18 protein-coding genes are annotated in these 19,957 nt (G+C 66.5%); 14 read left to right on the forward strand and 4 right to left on the reverse strand.

Going from position 1 to position 19,957, the window contains the following annotated elements; genetic code table 11:
* Nucleotides 1-69: 69 nt before the first annotated feature.
* The 5 genes from jaqu_RS16660 (at nucleotide 70) to jaqu_RS16685 (ending at nucleotide 7,450) form a co-directional block, all read left to right on the forward strand.
* Nucleotides 70-1,644, forward strand: coding sequence for an ABC transporter substrate-binding protein (locus jaqu_RS16660; RefSeq protein WP_043920112.1), 1,575 nt, complete (start codon nucleotides 70-72; stop codon nucleotides 1,642-1,644).
* A gap of 51 nt (nucleotides 1,645-1,695) precedes the next feature.
* Complete coding sequence (locus jaqu_RS16665; RefSeq protein ID WP_043920113.1) at nucleotides 1,696-2,640, forward strand: ABC transporter permease; 945 nt, start codon at nucleotides 1,696-1,698, stop codon at nucleotides 2,638-2,640.
* Nucleotides 2,640-3,533 carry an ABC transporter permease gene (locus tag jaqu_RS21970; RefSeq protein WP_052501028.1) on the forward strand — a complete coding sequence of 298 codons (894 nt, stop codon included), beginning with the start codon at nucleotides 2,640-2,642 and terminating at the stop codon, nucleotides 3,531-3,533. The genes jaqu_RS16665 and jaqu_RS21970 overlap by 1 nt, the downstream gene beginning before the upstream one ends.
* Nucleotides 3,530-5,137 (forward strand): ABC transporter ATP-binding protein, encoded by a 1,608-nt coding sequence (locus jaqu_RS16675; RefSeq protein ID WP_043920114.1) that lies wholly within the window; start codon nucleotides 3,530-3,532, stop codon nucleotides 5,135-5,137. The genes jaqu_RS21970 and jaqu_RS16675 overlap by 4 nt, the downstream gene beginning before the upstream one ends.
* A 1,263-nt stretch (nucleotides 5,138-6,400) precedes the next feature.
* Nucleotides 6,401-7,450, forward strand: coding sequence for a medium chain dehydrogenase/reductase family protein (locus jaqu_RS16685; RefSeq protein WP_084629948.1), 1,050 nt, complete (start codon nucleotides 6,401-6,403; stop codon nucleotides 7,448-7,450).
* 175 nt (nucleotides 7,451-7,625) lie between these two features.
* Here jaqu_RS16685 and jaqu_RS16690 read toward each other — a convergent pair whose 3' ends face one another.
* The 3 genes from jaqu_RS16690 to jaqu_RS16700 form a co-directional block, all read right to left on the reverse strand.
* Nucleotides 7,626-9,122, reverse strand: coding sequence for an amidase (locus tag jaqu_RS16690; protein WP_043920116.1), 1,497 nt, complete (start codon nucleotides 9,120-9,122; stop codon nucleotides 7,626-7,628).
* On the reverse strand, nucleotides 9,119-9,271 hold the full coding sequence (locus jaqu_RS21710; protein WP_161793885.1) for a hypothetical protein: 153 nt from the start codon (nucleotides 9,269-9,271) through the stop codon (nucleotides 9,119-9,121). The genes jaqu_RS16690 and jaqu_RS21710 overlap by 4 nt, the downstream gene beginning before the upstream one ends.
* Nucleotides 9,272-9,382: 111 nt before the next feature.
* Nucleotides 9,383-10,183 (reverse strand): metallophosphoesterase, encoded by an 801-nt coding sequence (locus jaqu_RS16700; protein WP_043920118.1) that lies wholly within the window; start codon nucleotides 10,181-10,183, stop codon nucleotides 9,383-9,385.
* Between jaqu_RS16700 and jaqu_RS21715 the strand changes: the two genes are divergently transcribed.
* Both jaqu_RS21715 and jaqu_RS16705 read left to right on the forward strand, forming a co-directional pair.
* Nucleotides 10,154-10,357 (forward strand): hypothetical protein, encoded by a 204-nt coding sequence (locus tag jaqu_RS21715; RefSeq protein WP_161793886.1) that lies wholly within the window; start codon nucleotides 10,154-10,156, stop codon nucleotides 10,355-10,357. The two genes, jaqu_RS16700 and jaqu_RS21715, sit on opposite strands and share 30 nt — an antisense overlap.
* 34 nt (nucleotides 10,358-10,391) lie before the next feature.
* Entirely contained in the window at nucleotides 10,392-11,366 is a 975-nt protein-coding gene (locus jaqu_RS16705) for a murein L,D-transpeptidase catalytic domain family protein (protein WP_043920119.1), read from the forward strand.
* An 82-nt stretch (nucleotides 11,367-11,448) separates the two neighbouring features.
* Here the strand turns inward: jaqu_RS16705 and jaqu_RS16710 are convergent, their stop codons facing one another.
* The gene (locus tag jaqu_RS16710; protein ID WP_043920120.1) at nucleotides 11,449-12,126 is read right to left on the reverse strand and encodes a MarC family protein; all 678 of its coding nucleotides are present in this window, start codon (nucleotides 12,124-12,126) and stop codon (nucleotides 11,449-11,451) included.
* 430 nt (nucleotides 12,127-12,556) lie between these two features.
* On the opposite strand from jaqu_RS16710, the gene jaqu_RS16715 reads away from it, so the two are divergent.
* From jaqu_RS16715 to jaqu_RS16745, 7 genes are all read left to right on the forward strand, one after another.
* Nucleotides 12,557-12,937: a VOC family protein gene (locus jaqu_RS16715; RefSeq protein ID WP_043920121.1), complete on the forward strand. Its 381-nt coding sequence runs from the start codon at nucleotides 12,557-12,559 to the stop codon at nucleotides 12,935-12,937.
* 141 nt (nucleotides 12,938-13,078) lie between these two features.
* Entirely contained in the window at nucleotides 13,079-13,663 is a 585-nt protein-coding gene (locus tag jaqu_RS16720) for an ANTAR domain-containing response regulator (protein ID WP_043920122.1), read from the forward strand.
* Nucleotides 13,660-14,835: an ABC transporter substrate-binding protein gene (locus jaqu_RS16725; RefSeq protein WP_269078999.1), complete on the forward strand. Its 1,176-nt coding sequence runs from the start codon at nucleotides 13,660-13,662 to the stop codon at nucleotides 14,833-14,835. Before jaqu_RS16720 ends, jaqu_RS16725 begins: the two co-directional genes overlap by 4 nt.
* Before the next feature lie 258 nt (nucleotides 14,836-15,093).
* Nucleotides 15,094-16,461 (forward strand): CmpA/NrtA family ABC transporter substrate-binding protein, encoded by a 1,368-nt coding sequence (locus jaqu_RS16730; protein ID WP_043920123.1) that lies wholly within the window; start codon nucleotides 15,094-15,096, stop codon nucleotides 16,459-16,461.
* 214 nt (nucleotides 16,462-16,675) lie between these two features.
* Nucleotides 16,676-17,752 (forward strand): ABC transporter permease, encoded by a 1,077-nt coding sequence (locus jaqu_RS16735; RefSeq protein WP_043920124.1) that lies wholly within the window; start codon nucleotides 16,676-16,678, stop codon nucleotides 17,750-17,752.
* 5 nt (nucleotides 17,753-17,757) lie between these two features.
* Nucleotides 17,758-19,440 carry an ABC transporter ATP-binding protein gene (locus tag jaqu_RS16740; RefSeq protein ID WP_043920238.1) on the forward strand — a complete coding sequence of 561 codons (1,683 nt, stop codon included), beginning with the start codon at nucleotides 17,758-17,760 and terminating at the stop codon, nucleotides 19,438-19,440.
* A gap of 77 nt (nucleotides 19,441-19,517) precedes the next feature.
* Nucleotides 19,518-19,943, forward strand: a complete 426-nt coding sequence (locus jaqu_RS16745) for a globin domain-containing protein (protein ID WP_084629951.1) — start codon at nucleotides 19,518-19,520, stop codon at nucleotides 19,941-19,943.
* Nucleotides 19,944-19,957: the final 14 nt, after the last annotated feature.

Genomic DNA, 19,957 nt, shown 5'->3' on the forward strand with positions numbered 1-19,957 from the left:
GACAGGTTGGGGGTATCGTGCAGGATCGTTGACGTAACGACAAGTGTGCGAAGAATGGGGAGTTCGCCGATGTCCTTCACCCGAATTGGACGGGGTTTGATCGCCGCCGCCATCGCCCTGCCGCTGACGCTGTCTGCCGCCGCGGCCGAGACCACCCTGCGGGTAATCCCGCATGCGGACCTCAAGAATCTCGATCCGATCTGGACCACCGCGTACATCACGCGGAACCACGGTTACATGATCTACGACACCTTGTTCGCGATGGACGAGAATTTCGAGGTCCAGCCGCAGATGGTCGATACCTGGACCGAGTCCGAGGACGGCCTGACATGGGAATTCACGCTGCGGGACGGGCTGACCTTCCATGACGGCGCCCCCGTCACGTCCGAAGACGTGATCGCCTCGCTGGAGCGCTGGGGCGCGCGCGACGGGATGGGTCAGCAGCTGATGGCCTCGACCGCCTCGATGGAGGCCGTCGACGACAGCACCTTCCGCCTCACCCTGTCCGAGCCGTTCGGTCTCGTGCTTCAGAGCCTCGGCAAGATCAGCTCCAACGTGCCTTTCATCATGCCCGCCCGCGTCGCGGCCACCGATCCGTTCGAGCAGATCGAGGACTTCACCGGCTCCGGTCCGTTCGTCTTCCAGGAGGATGAATGGGTGCCGGGCAACACGGTCGTCTACACCAAGTTCGAGGATTACGTCCCACGCGATGAACCCGCTTCGGCCGCGGCCGGCGGCAAAGTCGCTAACGTCGACCGCGTGGTCTGGCAGTACTTCCCCGACAACACCACGGCGATGAATGCGCTGATGACCGGAGAGGTCGACTTCTTCGAGCAGCCCGCCCCGGACCTGACCCCGATCCTGGAATCGAACCCCGACGTCACCGTCGAGATCAACGATCCGCTCGGGAATATCGGCTTCGCGCGGTTCAACCACCTTCTGCCGCCCTTCGACGACGCGGAGGTGCGTCGCGCGGCCATCATGGCCATGCGGCAAGAGGACTACATGGCCTCGGCCGTCGGCGACGAGCAGTTCTGGTCGACCTGCTTCTCGGTCTATCCTTGCGGCACGCCGCTCGAGTCCGACGCGGGCGCGGAAGTCATCATGACCGGCGACGTCGAAGCCGCCAAGGCCGCCTTGGCCGAAACCGACTACGACGGCACGCCGGTCGTGATCATGCAGCCCACGGATATCCCGGTCCTTTCGGCCTTTTCGCTGGTGACGGCGGACAAGCTGCGTGACGCTGGGTTCACCGTCGACATGCAGGCGATGGACTGGGCCACCCTGACCTCTCGCCGCGCCTCGCGCGAACCGGTGGCCGACGGGGGTTGGAACATTTTCCATACGTGGTGGATCGGCGCGGACGTGATCGACCCGATGGCCATCGCATTCTCGGGCGACCCGGACGGGGGCTGGTTCGGCTGGGCCGAAGATGCGGAGCTGGAGGCCGCGCGCGCCGCGTTTGCCCGCGCCACGACGCCCGAAGAACGCGAGGCGTCCGCCACCGCCGTGCAGGAGCGGCTCTGGGCGATCGGGGCCTCGGGACAACTCGGTCAGTTCTTCGTGCCCGTGGCCTATCGGAACAACGTCGAGGGGCTGATCAAGTCCCCGGTCCAGTTCTTCTGGAACATCTCGGTGGAGTGATCCCCCCGCGCCGGCCGTCATCGGCCGGCGCATCCGCGATGGGGGCATGAGATGCTGGTCTACATCCTGAAGCGCGTGGCGATGACGATCCCGGTCATGGGGGTCGTCGCCCTGTTCGTCTTCGCGCTGTTGCGCCTGTCGCCAGGCGACCCGGCGGCCGTGATCGCGGGCGACTTCGCGACGGCCGAGGACGTGGCCCGCATCCGTGAGCAGTTGGGCCTGTCCGAGCCGCTGGTCGTGCAGTTCGGGACCTGGGTCTGGTCGCTGATGCAGGGCGACCTCGGTACCTCGATCTTCTCAGGCAAGCCGGTGACCGAGCTGATCGCTCAGCGCATTGAGCCGACGATGCTGCTGGCGTTGACCACCATCCTGTTCTCGGTCGCAGTGGCCGTCCCTCTCGGCACGCTGGCCGCCTTCAAGGCCGGCTCCCTGATCGACCGGTTCGTGATGCTGTTCTCGGTGGGCGGCTTCTCGGTGCCGGTCTTCGTGCTGGGCTACGTGCTGATCTACGTCTTCTCTCTCAATCTGCGCTGGCTGCCGGTGCAGGGCTACCGCTCGCCCTTCGAGCATGGATTGGGGCCGTTCCTCAGCCACATCACCCTGCCGACCCTGACGCTGTCGGTGATCTTCATCGCGCTGATCGCGCGCATGACCCGCGCCAGCGTCATCGAAGTGCTCGAGGAGGACTATGTCCGCACCGCGCGCGCCAAGGGCCAGTCGGAATTGAAGGTCCTGATGCGCCACGCGGTCCGCAACGCGGCGGTGCCCATCGTGACCGTCATCGGCATCGGCATCGCGCTCTTGATCGGCGGGGTCGTCGTCACCGAGAGCGTCTACAACATCCCGGGCCTGGGCCGTCTTGTTCTGGATGCGGTGCTGGCACGGGATTACCCTATCATCCAGGGCCTGATCCTGTTCTTCAGCTTCGTCTACATTCTGCTGAACCTGCTGATCGACCTGACTTACACCTTCCTCGATCCGCGGATCCGCTACTGATGGCCGAGGGTGTCGCCCCCGACGTCGCGGGCGCAGCGGCCCCGCTGCCTTCGGCAAGGGACGTCGCCGTCTGGCGCATCGCGTTGCGCAATCGCGGCGTCCTGTGGGGCGGCGTGGTGCTGGCGCTGATCGCGCTGGTCGCGGTGATCGGCCCGTGGTTCGTGGTCGATCCGACCAACCTGAACCCCATGACACGCCTCAGGCCGCCGGGCGAGGCGGGGCTGATGGGCACCGACCAGCTTGGCCGCGACGTATTCAGCCGAGTGCTGAGCGGGGCGCGCGTCTCGCTAGTGGTGGGGCTCGCCGTGGCGGTGATCGCCATCGCCATCGGGCTCGTCCTGGGGCTGGTGGCCGGATATGTGCGCTGGACCGACGCGATCATCATGCGGGTGATGGACGGGCTGATGTCGATCCCGGCGATCCTGCTGGCCATCGCCATGATCTCGCTGTCCGGGGCGACGCTCGGCACGGTGGTGGCCGCCATCGTCATCCCAGAGATCCCGCGCGTTACCCGGCTGGTGCGGTCGGTCGTCCTGACCGTGCGCGAGGAGGCCTATGTCGAGGCCGCCATCGCCGCAGGTACCCGGGTCCACATGATAATGGTGCGCCACGTCCTGCCGAACACGATCGCGCCGCTGATCGTGCAGGCGACCTATATATGCGGCTCGGCCATGCTGACCGAGGCGATCCTCGGCTTTCTCGGCGCCGGGATCCCGCCCGAGATCCCTTCCTGGGGGAACATCATGTCCGAGGGGCGCACCTTCTTTCAGCTGACGCCGTGGATCATCTTCTTCCCGGGCCTCGCGCTGGCGGTGACGGTGCTGGCGGTCAACATCGTGGGCGACGGGCTGCGCGACACGCTCGACCCGCGCATCGCCAGGACGATGCGGTGAGCGGGGCGGTTCTCTCCGTCGAGGGCCTGACGGTTTCGTTGCCGAAGGGCGCCGACCGCGCGAATGCCGTCGAGGATATCGACCTGGCCGTCGCCGCCGGAGAGATCGTCTGCGTCGTGGGCGAAAGCGGGTCGGGCAAGTCCGTCACCGCCTTCACCGTGATGGGCCTGCAGGACAGCCGGGCGCTGAAGCCCGTGGCGGGACGGATCATGATGGATGGCGAGGACCTGCTGCGCGTGGGCCGCCGGCGCTTGCGAAAGCTGCGCGGCGAGAAGATGTCGATGATCTTCCAAGAGCCGATGACAGCGCTGAACCCCGTCGCCCGGGTGGGCGACCAGATCGGCGAGATGCTCGAGATCCACACCGACCTGTCGGCTTCCGGCCGGAAGACGCGGGTCATCGCCGCGATGGAGGACGTCGGCCTGCCCGACCCCGCCTCGATGTACCGCGCCTTCCCGCATCAATTGTCCGGCGGGCAGCGGCAGCGGATCATGATCGCGATGGCCCTCGTGCTGGAGCCGGATCTGCTGATCGCCGATGAGCCGACCACCGCGCTGGACGTCACGACCCAGGCGCAGATCCTCGACCTGATCAAGGATATCCAGGCGCGGCGCGGCATGGGCGTTCTGTTCATCACCCACGATTTCGGCGTCGTGGCCGACATCGCTGATCGCGTGGTCGTCATGCAGCACGGCCGCATCGTCGAGCAGGGCCTCGCCGAGCAGGTGCTGCGCGCGCCCGAACACCCCTATACGAAGATGCTGATGGAGGCCGTTCCCTCCATGACCCCGCCCGAGCGTGAGGCTGCGACAGGCGCCGAGACGCTCGTCGTGGAGGGACTGGATAAGACCTACGGCCATCGCGGCCTCTTGGGTGGAGGACGGCTGGTCCACGCCGCGAAGTCGGTCGATTTCGCGCTGAGGCGCGGCGAGACGCTGGGCATCGTGGGCGAAAGCGGATCGGGCAAGTCCACCGTCGCGCGCTGCGTCATGCGGCTGATCGATCCGACCTCGGGCCGGGTGCTGCTGGATGGTCGCGACATCGCAGGCCTGAGCCAAGGGGCGCTGCGCCCCGTTCGCCGCGATATCCAGGTGGTGTTCCAAGACCCCTACCGCTCGCTCAACCCGCGTCGAAACGTCGGGCAGTCCATTACGGAAGGCCCGGTGAATTTCGGCACGCCGCAAGCCGAGGCGATGGCCCGTGCAGAGGAGTTGATGCGCGTCGTCGGGCTGGACCCCGACGCGCTGGAGCGGTTCCCTCACCAGTTCTCGGGTGGGCAACGCCAGCGCATCGCCATCGCCCGCGCGCTTGCCATGCAGCCGCATGTGCTGATCGCGGACGAGGCGGTATCGGCGCTGGATGTTTCGGTTCAGGCACAGGTTCTGGACCTGCTGGACGACGTGCGCGACCGCTTCGATCTGGCGATGCTGTTCATCACCCACGATCTGCGCGTGGCGGCCCAGATCTGCGACCGCATCCTCGTCATGCGCCAGGGCGAGGTCGTGGAGCAGGGCCCGACGGCGGACGTCTATGCCAACCCGCAGCACGACTACACCCGCGCCCTGCTGGCCGCGGCACCCGGAGCCGCGCGCCTGACCGTCTGAGCGACGGGGGCTGTGCAGCGCGCCAGGCACGTCGAGGGCCTGGCAGGCGATCGCGGAGCGATCGGCCGAGAGGGTCAGGGTGGCTTCCGGTGATCTCGACGGCCCGGCTCTTCAACGTTTTCTCGTCGACCCAAAGACGAGGTTTGCGTGAGACTCGTCACTTGGTTCGGCCCCCCTCGCGGGCGTGCCATGCGCGTGGATCCCCGACCCCTGGCCCGCCCTTCCTGCTGCCCCGACTACCGCGGTGAGCAATCGAGATCCGGATCGAGCCGGCGCGACAGACCATCCTCGGAACACAAACACAGGGTCGAAACGTCGACTCGCCGGATCGTGCGGCCGGATTTCGATCAGGGCGCGTCGGCGTCTCCGCACTGACAGCCAACGACATCTTCAACAGCACCGGTAGTGTCATCCGGAAGGGTCCGGAAAGGAGCACCCCAATCAAGTGGACCGCGAGGCGTCATGGCATCGACGGATATGCCGATCTCTTTGAGGTGCCCCCAGGCTGCAGCTGCATCCATCTTCCGGCCTCGCAGCCGTTTCGTACTTCAGGGCGGCCATCCCGTAAGGGGGTCATGTCCTGAAAGCCAGTTGCCCGTCGCCGGCCGCGCCGGCTCCACCACCGCCCGGCGAGCGGAAAAAATGGGGGGCGAAGGATCGGACAGCCGCGCGGCGAGCGCACGACCAAGGTCCACACGTTCCCGAACCGACCGTCCGGCCGATGCTCGCGGGCGGCCGCGTCGCCGATCATGTCGCCGCCGAGGCGCGTCCGCGCCGCGTCCCGCCCGCCGCGCTCATGGTCACCGGGAACAACGGCTCCGACGGCGAGGCCATGCGCGCGCATGCAGATGCCGAGATTTGTCCTCGGTCGGAGTCATTCGAACAGAGACAAGATGTTCCGCGCCATCCGCAAACGAGATTTCGCCGATTGTGACCGCCGAGCATTCGCCGGCCTGGCGTTCCCTCGGAAGTCGTCCGGACAGGTGAAGGAGGCTGCCCGATCGACCGTCGCGTCGATCCACGAGCCAGATCAGGCCACCCAAGTCGCAGGAAACGGCATTGAGAGTGGAATGAACGAGGCTCGGTGGCGGACGCCGGAAGACGGGCTCGGATGCGAGTGGCCAGACCAGGACATGCCGGATACGGACTGACCGATCGGGACCGTGTCGCGATCGCTCGTACACGCGGAAACACGCAGATTGCCACGCCGCCCTTGAAGATCTCTAACTGTGCGGTGCTGCATTTCGATGATCGGAGACTTCAATGGCAATGCTTCGAGTGCGCTCTGGCGGACGATGCGTGGAGCTGACGGGCATCGGCGCGCCGGACGACGCGCTTCGTGTGGTCAACCGTCCCGTTCCAGAGCCTGCGGCGGGGGAGATCGTGGTCGATGTCGAAGCTGCGGGCGTCGCCTTTGCGGACGTCAAGATGCGGCACGGTATCTATCCTGGCGCGCCGTCCTTTCCTTTCGTGCCCGGCTACGACTTTGCGGGCATTGTCCGTGCAGCCGGAGCGGACGTGACGGGCTTTGCGGTCGGCGATCCGGTTGCGGGTCTGTCTTCGGTGGGTTCGTACGCCCAGACGATCGCGCTCGACCCGCGCTATGTCGCACGGCGACCCCCCGGCACGGATCCCGCTGCGGCGGCGGCGATTGTGCTGAACTACGTAACGGCGCTCCAGATGCTCGAACGCGTCGCGAAGGTGAGAGAGGGGCAGACCATCCTCGTGCATGGCGGCGGCGGTGGCGTCGGGACGGCATTGCTGGACCTGACCCGCTCGATGGGCTTGAGGGCGTTTGCGACCGCATCGGCCGGGAAGCATGATCTCGTGCGTCGATACGGGGGCCTGCCGATCGACTACCGAACGGACGATTTCGTGGCGGTCCTGCGGGATCATGGCGGGGCAGATGCGGTCTTCGACCATCTTGGCGGCGATCATGTCCTTCGGTCGCGTTCTGCCGCCAAGCGCAAGGGTTGCGTTGTCGGTTACGGTTTCGCCGCCGCAGTCGGAGGGGCCGATGAACGGGCGGCCGTGCGTCGAACCCTTGCCGCGTTCGCCCGCATGTGGGTCACCCCGGGACCACGTGCCCGGTTCTATGCAATCATGACCCCGCCCTTCAGCTTGCGCCGCCACATCGCGGGCGATCTGCGTATTCTTCTGGATAAACTGGCGCGCGGTGCGATCACGCCGCATGTCGGACTGAAGCTCCCGCTCGAGGCCGCGGCCGAAGCGCATGAGCGGCTGGAAGCGGGGACCGTGTCGGGAAAGATCGTTTTGACTCCTGGTGGTGATCCGAAGCCCGGTCGCCCCTAGGGCGGCATTGAAGACGCGTTCAGTTCACTCGGTTACCGGCGAGGCTCGGTCGGATCCTTCGCCTGGACCCCAAGGAGGTGCCGCCGCACCGGATCCCTGAGTGCGTTTTACGCACGGCAGGACCTGCTGGGGGGCGGGTTCGCCCGTACCCGGGGCCAGAACTGCGGACGAATACCTACGTCCCGGACCCTCTGTCTGCCGGATGGGGCGATGGTTCTGGGGCGGTTCGGCCCATCCGGTCCCAGAGCGCCGTGCAGACCGGGGCGATGCGGGCCTCGATCGCCTGCATCGCATCCACGACAAGATCCTCGCGCCAGCGCCGTCCGGCGATCTGGACGCCGATCGGCTGCGGACCCTCGAGCAGATCCGCGACATGGGTCGGCAGGTTGCCGGCGGGCAGGCCCGTGAAGTTCATCGCAAACGACCAATGCGCGTGACCCAAAGCTTCGCGCGCGCCGTCGATCCCCTCGGCATCCCGCCCGGCCCCGAAGAAGGGCCGCAGAAGGAATGGCGTCAGGACAAGCGGATAATCCTCGAGGAAGAGCGACCAGGCCCGGGCGTAGTGGCTGCGCTGTGCGAACGCACGCAGCAGGTCGGTGCCCTCGAAGGGCGGGAACAGCTCGAAATAGGCGTCGAAGATCGCGTTGAGGGTTTCAGAGCCATGGGTTGCAATGTCGGGGCCCATCAGCGCCTTCACCTCGCCCAGCAGGGCTCGATAGCCCACTTCGCCCGTCTCGAAGGCGAGGGGTGGATCGACATCCTCGACCGCGTAGCCGGCATCCGAGAGCGCCGAGGCTGCCGCGTCGAGTGCCGTGGCCACGGCCGGATGCAGGCCGAAGCCGAAATCGTCGCGGGAGACGGCGACCTTGATCGGCCCGTCCAGGGGGGCGCCGCGCCAGGGCAGGGGCACGTGGAACGGGTCCCTCGGGTCGGGGGCGATCAGGGCCTCCATTGCCGGATGCAGATCGGACGCGGTGCGCGCGATCATGCCCTGCACCGACATGGATTGCGCCAGCAGGCCCCGCTCGGCCGGTTGGCTCGGGTTCCAGGCGGCGACCCGGCCAAGGCCCGGTTTGACTGTCACTGCGCCGTTGGCCGAGGCCGGAAACCGCAGGGAGCCGCCGATGTCGTTGCCATGGGCCAGCGCACCGATCCCCGCCATCACCGCCGCCCCCGCCCCACCGGAGGAGCCGCCCGCCGACAGGTGGCGGCCCCACGGATTGTGAGTGCGCCCGTGCAGCGGATTGTCTGTATCGGCGCGGAACGAGAATTCGGGCGTGTTGGTGCGCCCGATCACCACGGCACCGGCCGCCATGAGATGCCTGACGAGCGGTGCGTCGTCCGGCGCAACAAGATCGGCAAAGGCGGCGACACCGTTCGACGTGGGGTGCCCGGTCTGGTCCACGTTGATCTTGATCGTCACCGGAACGCCGTGAAGCGGTCCCCTCGCGCCATCATCGGCATCGAGGGCCGCGGCCCGGGCGCGCGCCTCATCGGCGAGGCTCTCGACCACCGCGTTGAGCACCGGGTTGACGGCCTCCATCCGGTCGAGCGCCGCCTCCGTGACCTCGGTCGCGGTGATCTCGCCGGCCCGCGTCGCGCGCGCGATGGCCGTCGCGCTCCACTGCCAGAGGGGACGCTCATCTTCAAGGATTGTGCTGTCCCGGGTCATACCAGCCTGATCGAGCAGCAGGCTTCGCCGTTGCTGCCCACCAGCACGGACGCGCCCACGATCAGGGTCGCGCTCGTGACGGGAAGGCGGTCGAGTTGGGCCATGTCCTCCGACACTTCTCGATCTGTCGAGAGCGTGTCAACGCTCATGTCTTCGATCCCGGCTTCGCTCGAAGGGCTCTCAACCGAGTCCATTCTGGCGTGGCACATGCGTCCTCCCGTGGCATCGGTATGGCGGGCTCGGGGAGGTCATCACCGCGGTCATGCGCCGTGTGCCGATCCCTGATCGGTCTCGTGCGCAGCGCGAGGTTCGGGGTAGGGCCCGATATGCGACAGGTGGGTCACGAGCTCCGCCCCGTCCATCAGGTGCAGCAGGACTCCCGGCGGCTCCAGCGCGAAAGCGGGGGGCGCGTCGGTCTCAAGATGAAGCGCCACGGCATCGGCCGAGGATGGCGCGACGAGGACGGGCACGCCGCCGAGCCGGCCCTGTATCGTCCGATGAGCATGGCCGCACAGGATCGCATGTGGCGGGCGCGGCTGGAGCGCGGCCGTCAGCGCATCAAGGTCTTCGAGGCCGATCCGGTCCATATGCGCGATCCCGGTTCGGATCGGCGGATGGTGCATCGCCAGAAGCGTCGGGAGGTCCGCATCAAGCGCTTCGGCGAGCCAACCGGCGCGGGCGGCATCGACGCGGCCGAACGGGTCGCCCTCCACCCGTGTGTCCAGCAGGACGAGGCGCAGGCCGGGCAGATCGACGACATGGCCGATCTCCCGCGCCGGGTCGGTCATCCGGTCGTCGAAGACGTCCCAGAAAGCGGGACCGTCATGGTTGCCCGGGATCGGCCACCACGGAGCCGCGAGCCTGTCGAGCTCCGGGCGCAGGGTGGCGTAGCTATCGGCACTGCTGTCCTCGACCAGATCCCCGGTGATGATCACACCGTCCAGGGGCAGAGCGTTCAGGTGATCGACCGCCCGGCGCAGGTGACCCAGCGTGTCGACGCGGCCATATGCGGGGGCGCCATCGGCCAGAACGTGAAGGTCGGTGAGCTGGGCAATGAGCATTCGGTCCTCGAAGTGCTGACCTGTGGTCCGGTGGACTTCTACTTCGGAACCGCCGCCATGCGCGAGGCCGGGTCACGCGCGACAATTCCGGGACGGGTCGCCGAATTGGCTCTGCGGCAACATCGACAGCGCGCCGTGGAGAAACACGGGCTCGGCAACGGGATCCTGTGTTAGCCTTTCACCCAGGCAGATCGAACCGGAGAAGGGCATGACGTTTACGAACTTTCGTCGGATCGGTCTGGCCCTCGTCCTGGCTCTGGCCGCGGTGCCGTCAAAAACGGCTGCACAATCCTCGGACATCCCCGGATGGCTTCGGTCTCATGTAGGCCTCGAGGATGGCCAGATCGCACCGATCGTCCTGGAACGAGCCCGCGCGCTCTATCAGGAGAAGCGCCGTGCGGGGACCGTCCGAAATCCCTGCTATCTGGCGATGGACGCCACGCGCCCCAGCCTTTCGCCCAGCGGCCAACCGAGCCGCCGCTTCTACATCATCTGTGAAGACAGACAGTCGTTCCGAGCGATCTCTTCGGGGTATGGCAACGGTCGCAAGCTGCCGCGCGCCGATTTCTCGAACGGCCGGCAATGCGCGAGGAATTTCAGCAATGCCGAAGGTTCCAAGCTGACGATGGGTGGCGCGTACCGCACGGCGGAGACCCGGACCTCCTTCAAGGGCTATTACCGCCGGGGCGGCGTGACGCGGGCGTTCAACCGCACCTTCCTTCTGTTCGACGGAGAGGGCGAGACGCGAAACGCGCGGGAACGGGCGATCGGCGGGCACAGGGCGATGTTCCTGAAGTGGCAATGCCGCCTGAGAAAGCCCGACAGCCCGCATGCAGATCAGGACGGCTACGTTCCGTTCGGGGAACTGGTCGACTACACGTCCGGCCGGAGCAACGGATGCACGACATGGTCTGCCAGTGCCACGCAGGAGGTGCTGTCGCTCGTGGAGGGCAATCCGACCTCGCTCTATGTCTATCCCGAGGGGCGGGACATCGAAGCTGTCGCGAATGCCGTCCGCGCCGGGAGGCAGCCGTCGCAGGTCGGACTCTACTGGAACAGCACATGCCTTCGCTCGATCGGCGCGCCCAAGTTCTGGCCGAAGCGCCAGCTTCAGCCCGTCATCGACCGATGGCGCCAATCGCTTCCGGCGCAGCCAGCGCGCGTCCTTCCGATCTGCCGATAGGGCCGACGCGGGCTGGCTGCTCGGTCTCCGCACGCATATGATGGGAGGGGGGCGTCAGACGTCGTCAGTGACAGGCGTCCGATCAGTCGCCCATCTCGCCCAGCGGGCTGGGCTCTGAGGGCGGCGCGACGTCGAAGATGTCGAGCGTGTCGAAGCCCCCGAGGATCGCATCCATCGCGATCGTCGCCAGAACGATGCCCATCACGCGGCTGATGACGGATGCTCCGGTGTCGCCGATCAGGCGATGGATGAAGCTGGCCATCAGGAGGAGCGCCAGCGTCAGAAGGAGGACGACCACCAGAAGGCCCGCGGTGACGGCCTGCTCGACCAACGTGTTCGCGCTGTTCTCGGTCAGGATCACGACGGCAAGCATCGCCCCCGGAGACGCGGTCGGCGGCATCGCAAGAGGGAAGACGGCGCGCGACAGATGCTCCCCGTCGTCGCAGCTTTGGGACTCGGCGATCTCGGCAGCGGCCTTCGTCTCGCCGAAGATCATGCTGAGCGCGAAGATGAACAGGATGATCCCGCCCGCGATCTGGAATGAGCCGAGACGGAGGCCCAGCGTCTCCAGCACGACCTGTCCGCCCACGAGAAACAGGAGCAGCACCACGGCGGCGATCGCGACGTCGCGTAGCGCAAAGCGCCGGTGCACGCGTTGCGGCACACCCGCGACGGCATCGAGATGGAAGGGGATCGTCCCCACGGGGTCGATCACGACCAGCAGGGTGACGAATTCGCGGACGAGGAAAGTCACGTCCATGACGCCGATTCTCGCATGTCCGGCGCGGCGGCGTATGTGTCTTTGGCTCAATCAACGCTCCGGAAGCGGAGCATCCCAAGCCTCGCTTACCGAATGGGCGATGGTGCACCACCTTCTACGAGGCAGGCGAAATCCAAAGGCTTCAGCCCTCTTTCCACGGGTGGGTCAGGCGGCGCGCTTGTCCTGAACGAGGTCCTTATGGGCAGCCTCGCCGCGGCGGGGCGGCGGGGTCAGGGCCAGGCATCCGGAACTTCGACGTCGGACCAGGCCGCAACGATTGGGGCCCGCCCATACGGGCGTTTCTGCCCTGTCACCCGCAGATCGTGTTCGGTCTTACCAAAGCCGATAGCGGCAGGGCTTGAGACATCGGCACGAAACGCGGCAAGACTCGTTCCGCGCAGCCAGCAAAATCGGACCCGGAGGGATCGCAATGGAGATCGACCGCCTGGATCATCTTGTCCTCACCGTCGCCTCGATCGACGCGACCGTGGGGTTCTACACCCGCATCCTCGGCATGGAGGCGGAGACGTTCGGAGAAGGACGCCGCGCGCTGAAGTTCGGGCGGCAGAAGATCAACCTCCACCAGGCGGGGCGGGAGTTCGAGCCGAAGGCGAAGGCGCCCACACCCGGCTCGGCGGACCTGTGCTTCATCGCCAACGGCACCCTCGTGGATGTCGAAGCCTATCTGGTGGATCACGGCGTCGCCATCGAGGAAGGTCCGGTTGACCGGACGGGCGCGACGGGGCCGATCCGTTCGGTCTATTTCCGCGACCCGGATTTCAACCTGATCGAGGTGTCCGTCTACCTCTGATGCTCCGGCATCAGCGGCAGCGCCGGTCCGAAGGCTCGCTCCTCTGCGCGCGGCATGCCCTGTCCGGCATCGTACGGCACGCCGGATTCCGCGCTGCAGAAGATTATTGATGCATCCGCAGCATTGGCACATACTCCGCCGATGTCCGAGCCTCTTTCGATCATCGTCGTCGAACCCGACCGAGATCGAGCCCTGATGATCGTCGACAGTCTGCGCGAGGCGGGGGACGACCGCATCACCGTCATCTCCGAGATATCCTCACTGTCACGGCGCATCACCGAACAGGCCCCCGATATCGTGATCGTCGACATAACCAGCCCGACCCGAGACATGCTGGAGGAACTGACGCTGGCGACGTCGCCGCTCGACCGGCCGGTCGCGATGTTCGTGGACAAGAGCGACGACAACCTGACGAAAGCCGCGATCGAGGCCGGCGTCTCGGCCTATGTCGTCGATAACCTGAGGCCGGAACGTCTGACCCCGGTCATTTCGGCCGCGATCACACGGTTCAACATGTTCCGCCGAATGCGGGACGAACTGACCGAAACCAAGCGCGCGCTGGAGGAGCGGAAGCTGATCGACCGCGCCAAGGGCATTCTGATGAAGGCGCGCGGCATCGGTGAAGACGAGGCCTATGCGATCCTCCGCCGGACCGCGATGGACAAGGGCAAGAAGATTTCCGAGGTCGCGGCGGCGCTGGTCACGGCTGCGGATCTGCTGTCGTGACGGCCCATCTGTCGATCGCCTTCATGCCGCTCGTCGATGCGGCCCCGTTGATTGTCGCAGAAGAGATGGGCTTCGCGCGCGAGGAAGGGCTGAGCCTGGACCTGGTCCGGGCGCCGTCATGGTCATCGCTGCGCGACATGCTGGCCTTCGGGCGGGTCGAAGCCGCCCACATGCTTGCGCCAGTGCCCGTCGCGATGGCGCTGGGGATCGGCGGAGTCGCGTCCTCCATCTCCGCCCTGATGGTGACGTCGGTCAACGGGACGGTGGTCGGTGTCAGCATGGCGTTGGCCGAACGGATGCGCGGGGCGGGGCATCTGTTCGGATTCGACGACGCCTCTGCGGCGGGGCGCGCGCTTGTCGCGGAGGGGGGCGACCGGCTGAGGATCGGCGTCCCTTTCCCGTTCTCGATGCATGCGGAGCTGCTCTATTACTGGCTCTCGGCCAGCGGATTGCCCGCGCCGCAGGGCATCGAGATCCGGACCGTCCCCCCGCCATTGATGGCCGACGCGATCAGTGCCGGCGAGATCGATGCCTTCTGCGTTGGCGAGCCTTGGGGCTCTCGCGCGGTAGAGATCGGGGCAGGCACGCTCCTCATTCCGGGCCGCGCGATCTGGAGCTTCGCGCCCGAGAAAGTGCTCGCCGTGAGGACCGAGTGGGCCCAGAACGAGCCCGACCTGACCGGCCGACTGATGCGCGCCGTCTGGAAGGCGTGCCGATGGCTCGACCACGGCGGGGCGCAGACCACGGCCGCCGAATTGCTGGCGCGCGCGCCCTATCTCGACCTTCCGTCCGAGATGATCGACCGCGCCTTTTCGGGCCGGCTGGTCATCAGTGCCAAGGGGGAGGTGCGCGAGTGCCGCGGCTTTGTCGTTTTCCACGACGGTGCGGCGACCTTCCCCTGGCGAAGCCAGGCGGCATGGATCGCGCGCCAGATGGCCGCCCGCCTCGGCCTGGAACGTGCCGCATCGCTCGACAGCGCCCGCAACGTGTTCCGGACCGATCTCTATCGCGCGCATCTGCGCGAGGCCGGGGCGATTCTGCCTGGCGCCTCCGAAAAGGTGGAGGGAGCGACCGGCGCCGATACCGCCGTCGCGTCGGAAACCGGCCGGCTGATCCTGGCGGAGAACCGGTTCTTCGATGGCCAGCTTTTTGATCCGACGCCGGCAAGCTGATTAACGATTGTGCAGCTGCAGCATGACGGGCGGCCCTGAGAGGCGAAATGCGGAACTTGTCGTGAAAGTCTCTTGAAAGCGACTGATCATCCGGGTCAGTGATCGAACCAGAGGGCAAGGGCGTCCTCTGACATTCCCCACGACTGGGCGAACCGAGCAAAGCCGCTCGACCGACCTGCGCAACCGCGTGGGCCAGGTCTTGCGGCTTTTTTTTGTTTTTCGCGCCGCCCGCGGGGTGGCCGAAGGAGGGACGACCAAATGAAGAGTTTTCTGACAGGCCTCGCCGCCGCAGCCGTGAGCGCGACCGCCGTGTCGGCCGAGCTGCTCGATCTGGAGAAGGACGAGTTGACCTTCGGCTTCATCAAACTGACGGACATGGCACCGCTCGCCGTAGCCTACGAGCAGGGCTATTTCCTTGAAGAGGGCCTCTTCGTCACGCTGGAAGCGCAGGCCAACTGGAAGGTGCTGCTCGATGGCGTGATCGACGGACAGCTCGACGGCGCGCACATGCTGGCCGGGCAGCCGCTCGCCGCGACCATCGGCTACGGCACGCAGGCGCATATCGTCACGCCCTTTTCGATGGACCTGAACGGCAACGGGATCACGGTCTCGAACGAGGTCTGGGAGGCGATGAAGCCGAACGTCCCGACGATGGAGGACGGCCGTCCGCAGCACCCGATCAGCGCCTCGGCCATGGCGCCGGTCGTCGAGGAGTACAACGCCTCCGGCCGGCCCTTCAACATGGGCATGGTCTTCCCGGTCTCGACCCACAATTATGAACTGCGCTACTGGCTGGCCGCCGGCGGGCTGGAGCCGGGCTACTACTCGCCGCAGGACAATTCCGGCCAGATCGGCGCCGATGTCTTCCTGTCCGTGACTCCGCCGCCGCAAATGCCCGCCACCCTCGAAGCCGGCACGATCTACGGTTATTGCGTGGGCGAGCCCTGGAACCAGCAGGCCGTGGCCAAGGGCATCGGCGTCCCGGTCATCACCGACTACCAGATCTGGAAGAACAACCCCGAGAAGGTGTTCGGCATCACCGCCGAATTCGCCGAGCAATACCCGAACACCACCAAGGCCGTGGTCAAGGCCCTGATCCGCGCCGCGATCTGGCTGGACGAGAACGACAACGCCAACCGCATGGAAGCGGTCGAGATGCTGTCGCGGCCCGAATATGTGGGGGCGGATGCCGACGTCATCGCCGCCTCGATGACAGGCACCTTCGAGTTCGAGAAGGGCGACGTGCGCGAGATCCCGGATTTCAATGTCTTCTTCCGCTACAACGCCACTTATCCGTTCTACTCCGACGCCATCTGGTACCTGACGCAGATGCGCCGCTGGGGGCAGATCGCCGAGCCGCGGACCGACGAATGGTTCATCGAGACCGCGCAATCGGTCTACCGGCCGGATATCTATCTGGAAGCGGCGCGGATGCTGGTCGATCAGGGTTTGGCCAACGAGGCGGATTTCCCCTGGGACAGCGACGGCTTCAAGGCGCCGACGCCCGCCGAGGATATCATCGACGGTATTCCCTATGACGGGCGGACGCCCAATGCCTACCTCGAAAGCCTGCCGATCGGCCTGAAGGGCGAGCAGCGGGTCGTCGACGGCGAGGTGCAGGGCTGACACGCCCGGAGCGGCGCGCACGTCAAGCGCGCGCCGCTTCCATGCCGCAGCACAGCAAACAGGCATGTCACAGCCAGTGCACCCCGCGTGCACCCCCTGTGCACCCCCTGTGCACCGCCGCGCTGCAGCAATCGACTAACCGACCCGCCGCACGAATTTTGGGCGGCCCCGCCATTCCTTCGCTGCGACGCAGCAAAACCGAGAGATCGACGCCATGACAGCCATCGACCCCGGCACGGACGCCGCACTGGAGCGCGAGGCGAGACGAGCCCGGCTTTTCACCCGCATCAACGCCGCCGACAAATGGTTTCAGGTCCTCGGCCTGAGCTGGCTAACCCCGGTCCTGAAAGCCGTGGCCGGCGAGAACCCCAAGGGCCAGCTCGGAGAGATCTGGCGCCTGCTGGGCGTCCCGCTGGTCGCAATCGCAGCCTTCCTGACGATGTGGTCGGTGCTGGCGCCGCAGGTCCAGACATCCCTGGGCGCGATACCCGGTCCCGCGCAGGTCTGGGAGCAGGCCGTCGCATTGCATGAGGACGCCGCGTCGAAGGCCGAGAGCAAGGCGCGGTTCCAGGAACAGGTCGCGACCCTCAACGAGCGCCGCGTGGCCCAGGGGCAGGAGCCCATCGAGCGGTCCTATACCGGCGCGCCCAGCTATTACGAGCAGATCCGCACCAGCATCGGAACCGTCTTCTTCGGCTTCCTGATCGCGACGGTGGTGGCCGTGCCGCTGGGCATCGCCGCAGGTCTGTCGCCCACCGCCAATGCCGCGCTGAACCCGCTGATCCAGATCTTCAAGCCGGTCAGCCCGCTGGCTTGGCTGCCCATCGTCACCATGGTGGTCAGTGCCGTCTACGTCACGCAGGACGGGCTGTTCGCCAAGTCGTTCCTGGTCTCGGCGATCACGGTCACGCTGTGCTCGCTCTGGCCCACGCTGATCAACACGGCCTTGGGCGTGGCAAGCATCGACAAGGATCTGGTGAACGTCTCGAAGGTGCTGAAGATGGGCACCTGGACCAAGATCACCAAGCTGGTCCTGCCCTCGGCCCTGCCGCTGATCTTCACCGGGCTGCGCCTGAGCCTGGGCGTCGGCTGGATGGTCCTGATCGCGGCCGAGATGCTGGCGCAGAACCCCGGTCTGGGCAAGTTCGTCTGGGACGAGTTCCAGAACGGGTCGTCGCAGAGCCTCGCACGGATCATGGTCGCGGTACTGACCATCGGGATCATCGGCTTCCTTCTGGACCGGCTGATGTACGCGATCCAGTCGCTCTTCACCTTCACGAACCATCGGTGATGCCCATGTCGGTCCTTCAATTCGACGGCTTGTCCAAGTCCTACGGGGACACGCCCGTCCTGCGCGACATCGACCTGGAGGTGCGCGAAGGTGAGTTCCTGGTCCTGCTGGGCTTTTCGGGCACTGGCAAGACGACCCTGATCAACCTGATGGCCGGTCTGGACCGGCCGACCAGGGGCTGTGTCACCTTCAAGGGCGCCCCCGTCACGGGGCCGGGTCCCGAGCGGGGCGTGATCTTCCAGTCCTATTCCCTGATGCCGTGGCTCACGGTGGACGGGAATGTGGGTCTGGCGGTGGACACCCTGTTCCCGGGCCTGCCTCGCGCCGAGCGGAAGGCGAAGGTCGACCATTATGTCAGTATGGTGGGATTGAGCCACGCCGCCACGCGCCGCCCGGCCGAGTTGTCGGGCGGAATGCGCCAGCGGGTCAACGTGGCCCGCGCGCTGGCCATGGATCCCGAAGTGCTGCTTCTGGACGAGCCCCTGTCGGCGCTGGACGCCCTGACCCGCGCCAACCTCGCCGACGAGATCGAGCGCATCTGGGAGGCCGAGAAGAAGACCTGCGTTCTGATCACCAACGACGTGGACGAGGCCATCGTGCTGGCCGACCGGATCATCGCGCTGCGGCCCGACGGCACGCTGGGCGCCGAATACGAGGTCGATATCCCGCGCCCCCGCGAACGGAGCGAGATGAACCATCACGAGGGCTTCAAGGCGCTGCGGGCCGAAGTGACGCGGTATCTGATGGACGTGGGTATCGAGGCCAAGGTCGAGGGCGCGCGCGTCCTGCCCGACGTGACGCCCATCCACGGGGTGCCCAGCGCCGTGGCCAAGGCGCAGGAAGGGCTGATCGACAACCGCTTCCTGGATTTCAGCCAGCTCCACAAGGTCTACCCGACGCCCAAGGGGCCCCTGACGGTGGTCGAGGATTTCGACCTCAAGATGGATCGCGGCGAGTTCATCAGCCTGATCGGCCATTCCGGTTGCGGCAAGTCGACCGTGCTGACGATGGCGGCGGGGCTCAACGAGATCTCGAAGGGCGCGATCAAGCTGGACGGCCGCCACGTGGAGGGCGCCGATCCCGAGCGGGCGGTCGTGTTCCAGTCGCCCAGCCTCTTTCCCTGGCTGACGGCGCGGGAAAACTGCGCCATCGGCGTCGACCGGGTCTATCCGCGCGCCAGCCGGGCCGAGCGGCAGGATGTGGTGGATTACTATCTCGAACGGGTCGGCCTCGCGGATGCGATGGACAAGCAGGCCGCAGCGCTCTCGAACGGGATGAAGCAGCGGGTCGGCATCGCGCGGGCCTTCGCGCTGAGCCCGAAGCTGCTGCTGCTCGATGAGCCTTTCGGGATGCTGGACAGCCTGACGCGGTGGGAATTGCAGGAAGTGCTGATGGAGGTGTGGTCGCGCACCAAGGTCACCGCCATCTGCGTCACCCACGACGTGGACGAGGCGATCCTGCTGGCCGACCGCGTGGTGATGATGACCAACGGCCCGCGGGCCACCATCGGCAAGATTGTCGATGTGGACCTGCCGCGCCCGCGTACGCGCAAGGCCCTGCTGGAGCATCCGGACTACTACGCCTACCGGCAGGACGTGCTCGATTTCCTCGAGGAATACGAGCACGGCGCCAAGCCGAACTCATCCAAGACATCCGAAACGGCCGCATCGGCCATCGCAGCGGAGTGATCCCATGACGCCGCAATTTACGCTTTCGCAACGCGAAGTCCTTATCGGGGGCGGGTCCGCCACGCCGAGGGTCTTCGATGATAATGGTCCCGCCCAAGCAGTTCCGCCTGCTGGATCGCTCCCTTCGCCGGGTCGTCGATGCGCGGCTGCCGCTGGCCACGCATTTCTACGGTCGGCTCTTCGCCGCGCATCCGGCCTTGCGGCCGCTCTTCCCCACAGATCTGACGGCGCAGCAGCGCAAGTTCGAGGATATGCTGGTCGTGCTCGTCTCGGGGCTGACGGTGCCGGACGGGGTGGCCGGCGCCCTGCGCCAGTTGGCGGTCAGCCATATCGGCTACGGCGCCAAGCCGGAGCATTACCCGGTCGTGGCCGAGGTGCTGATGGACAGCCTGCGGACCTTGCCGGGCGCCGGACTTTTGCCAGAGGAACTCGGTGCGTGGTCCGGCCTTCTGGATACGATGGTCTACGTGCTGGTGGAAGAGACGCGCGCCGCCATGACGTAGCGTGGCGGGTCGAT

The organism is Jannaschia aquimarina (genome assembly GCF_000877395.1).
Lineage (GTDB): Bacteria > Pseudomonadota > Alphaproteobacteria > Rhodobacterales > Rhodobacteraceae > Jannaschia > Jannaschia aquimarina.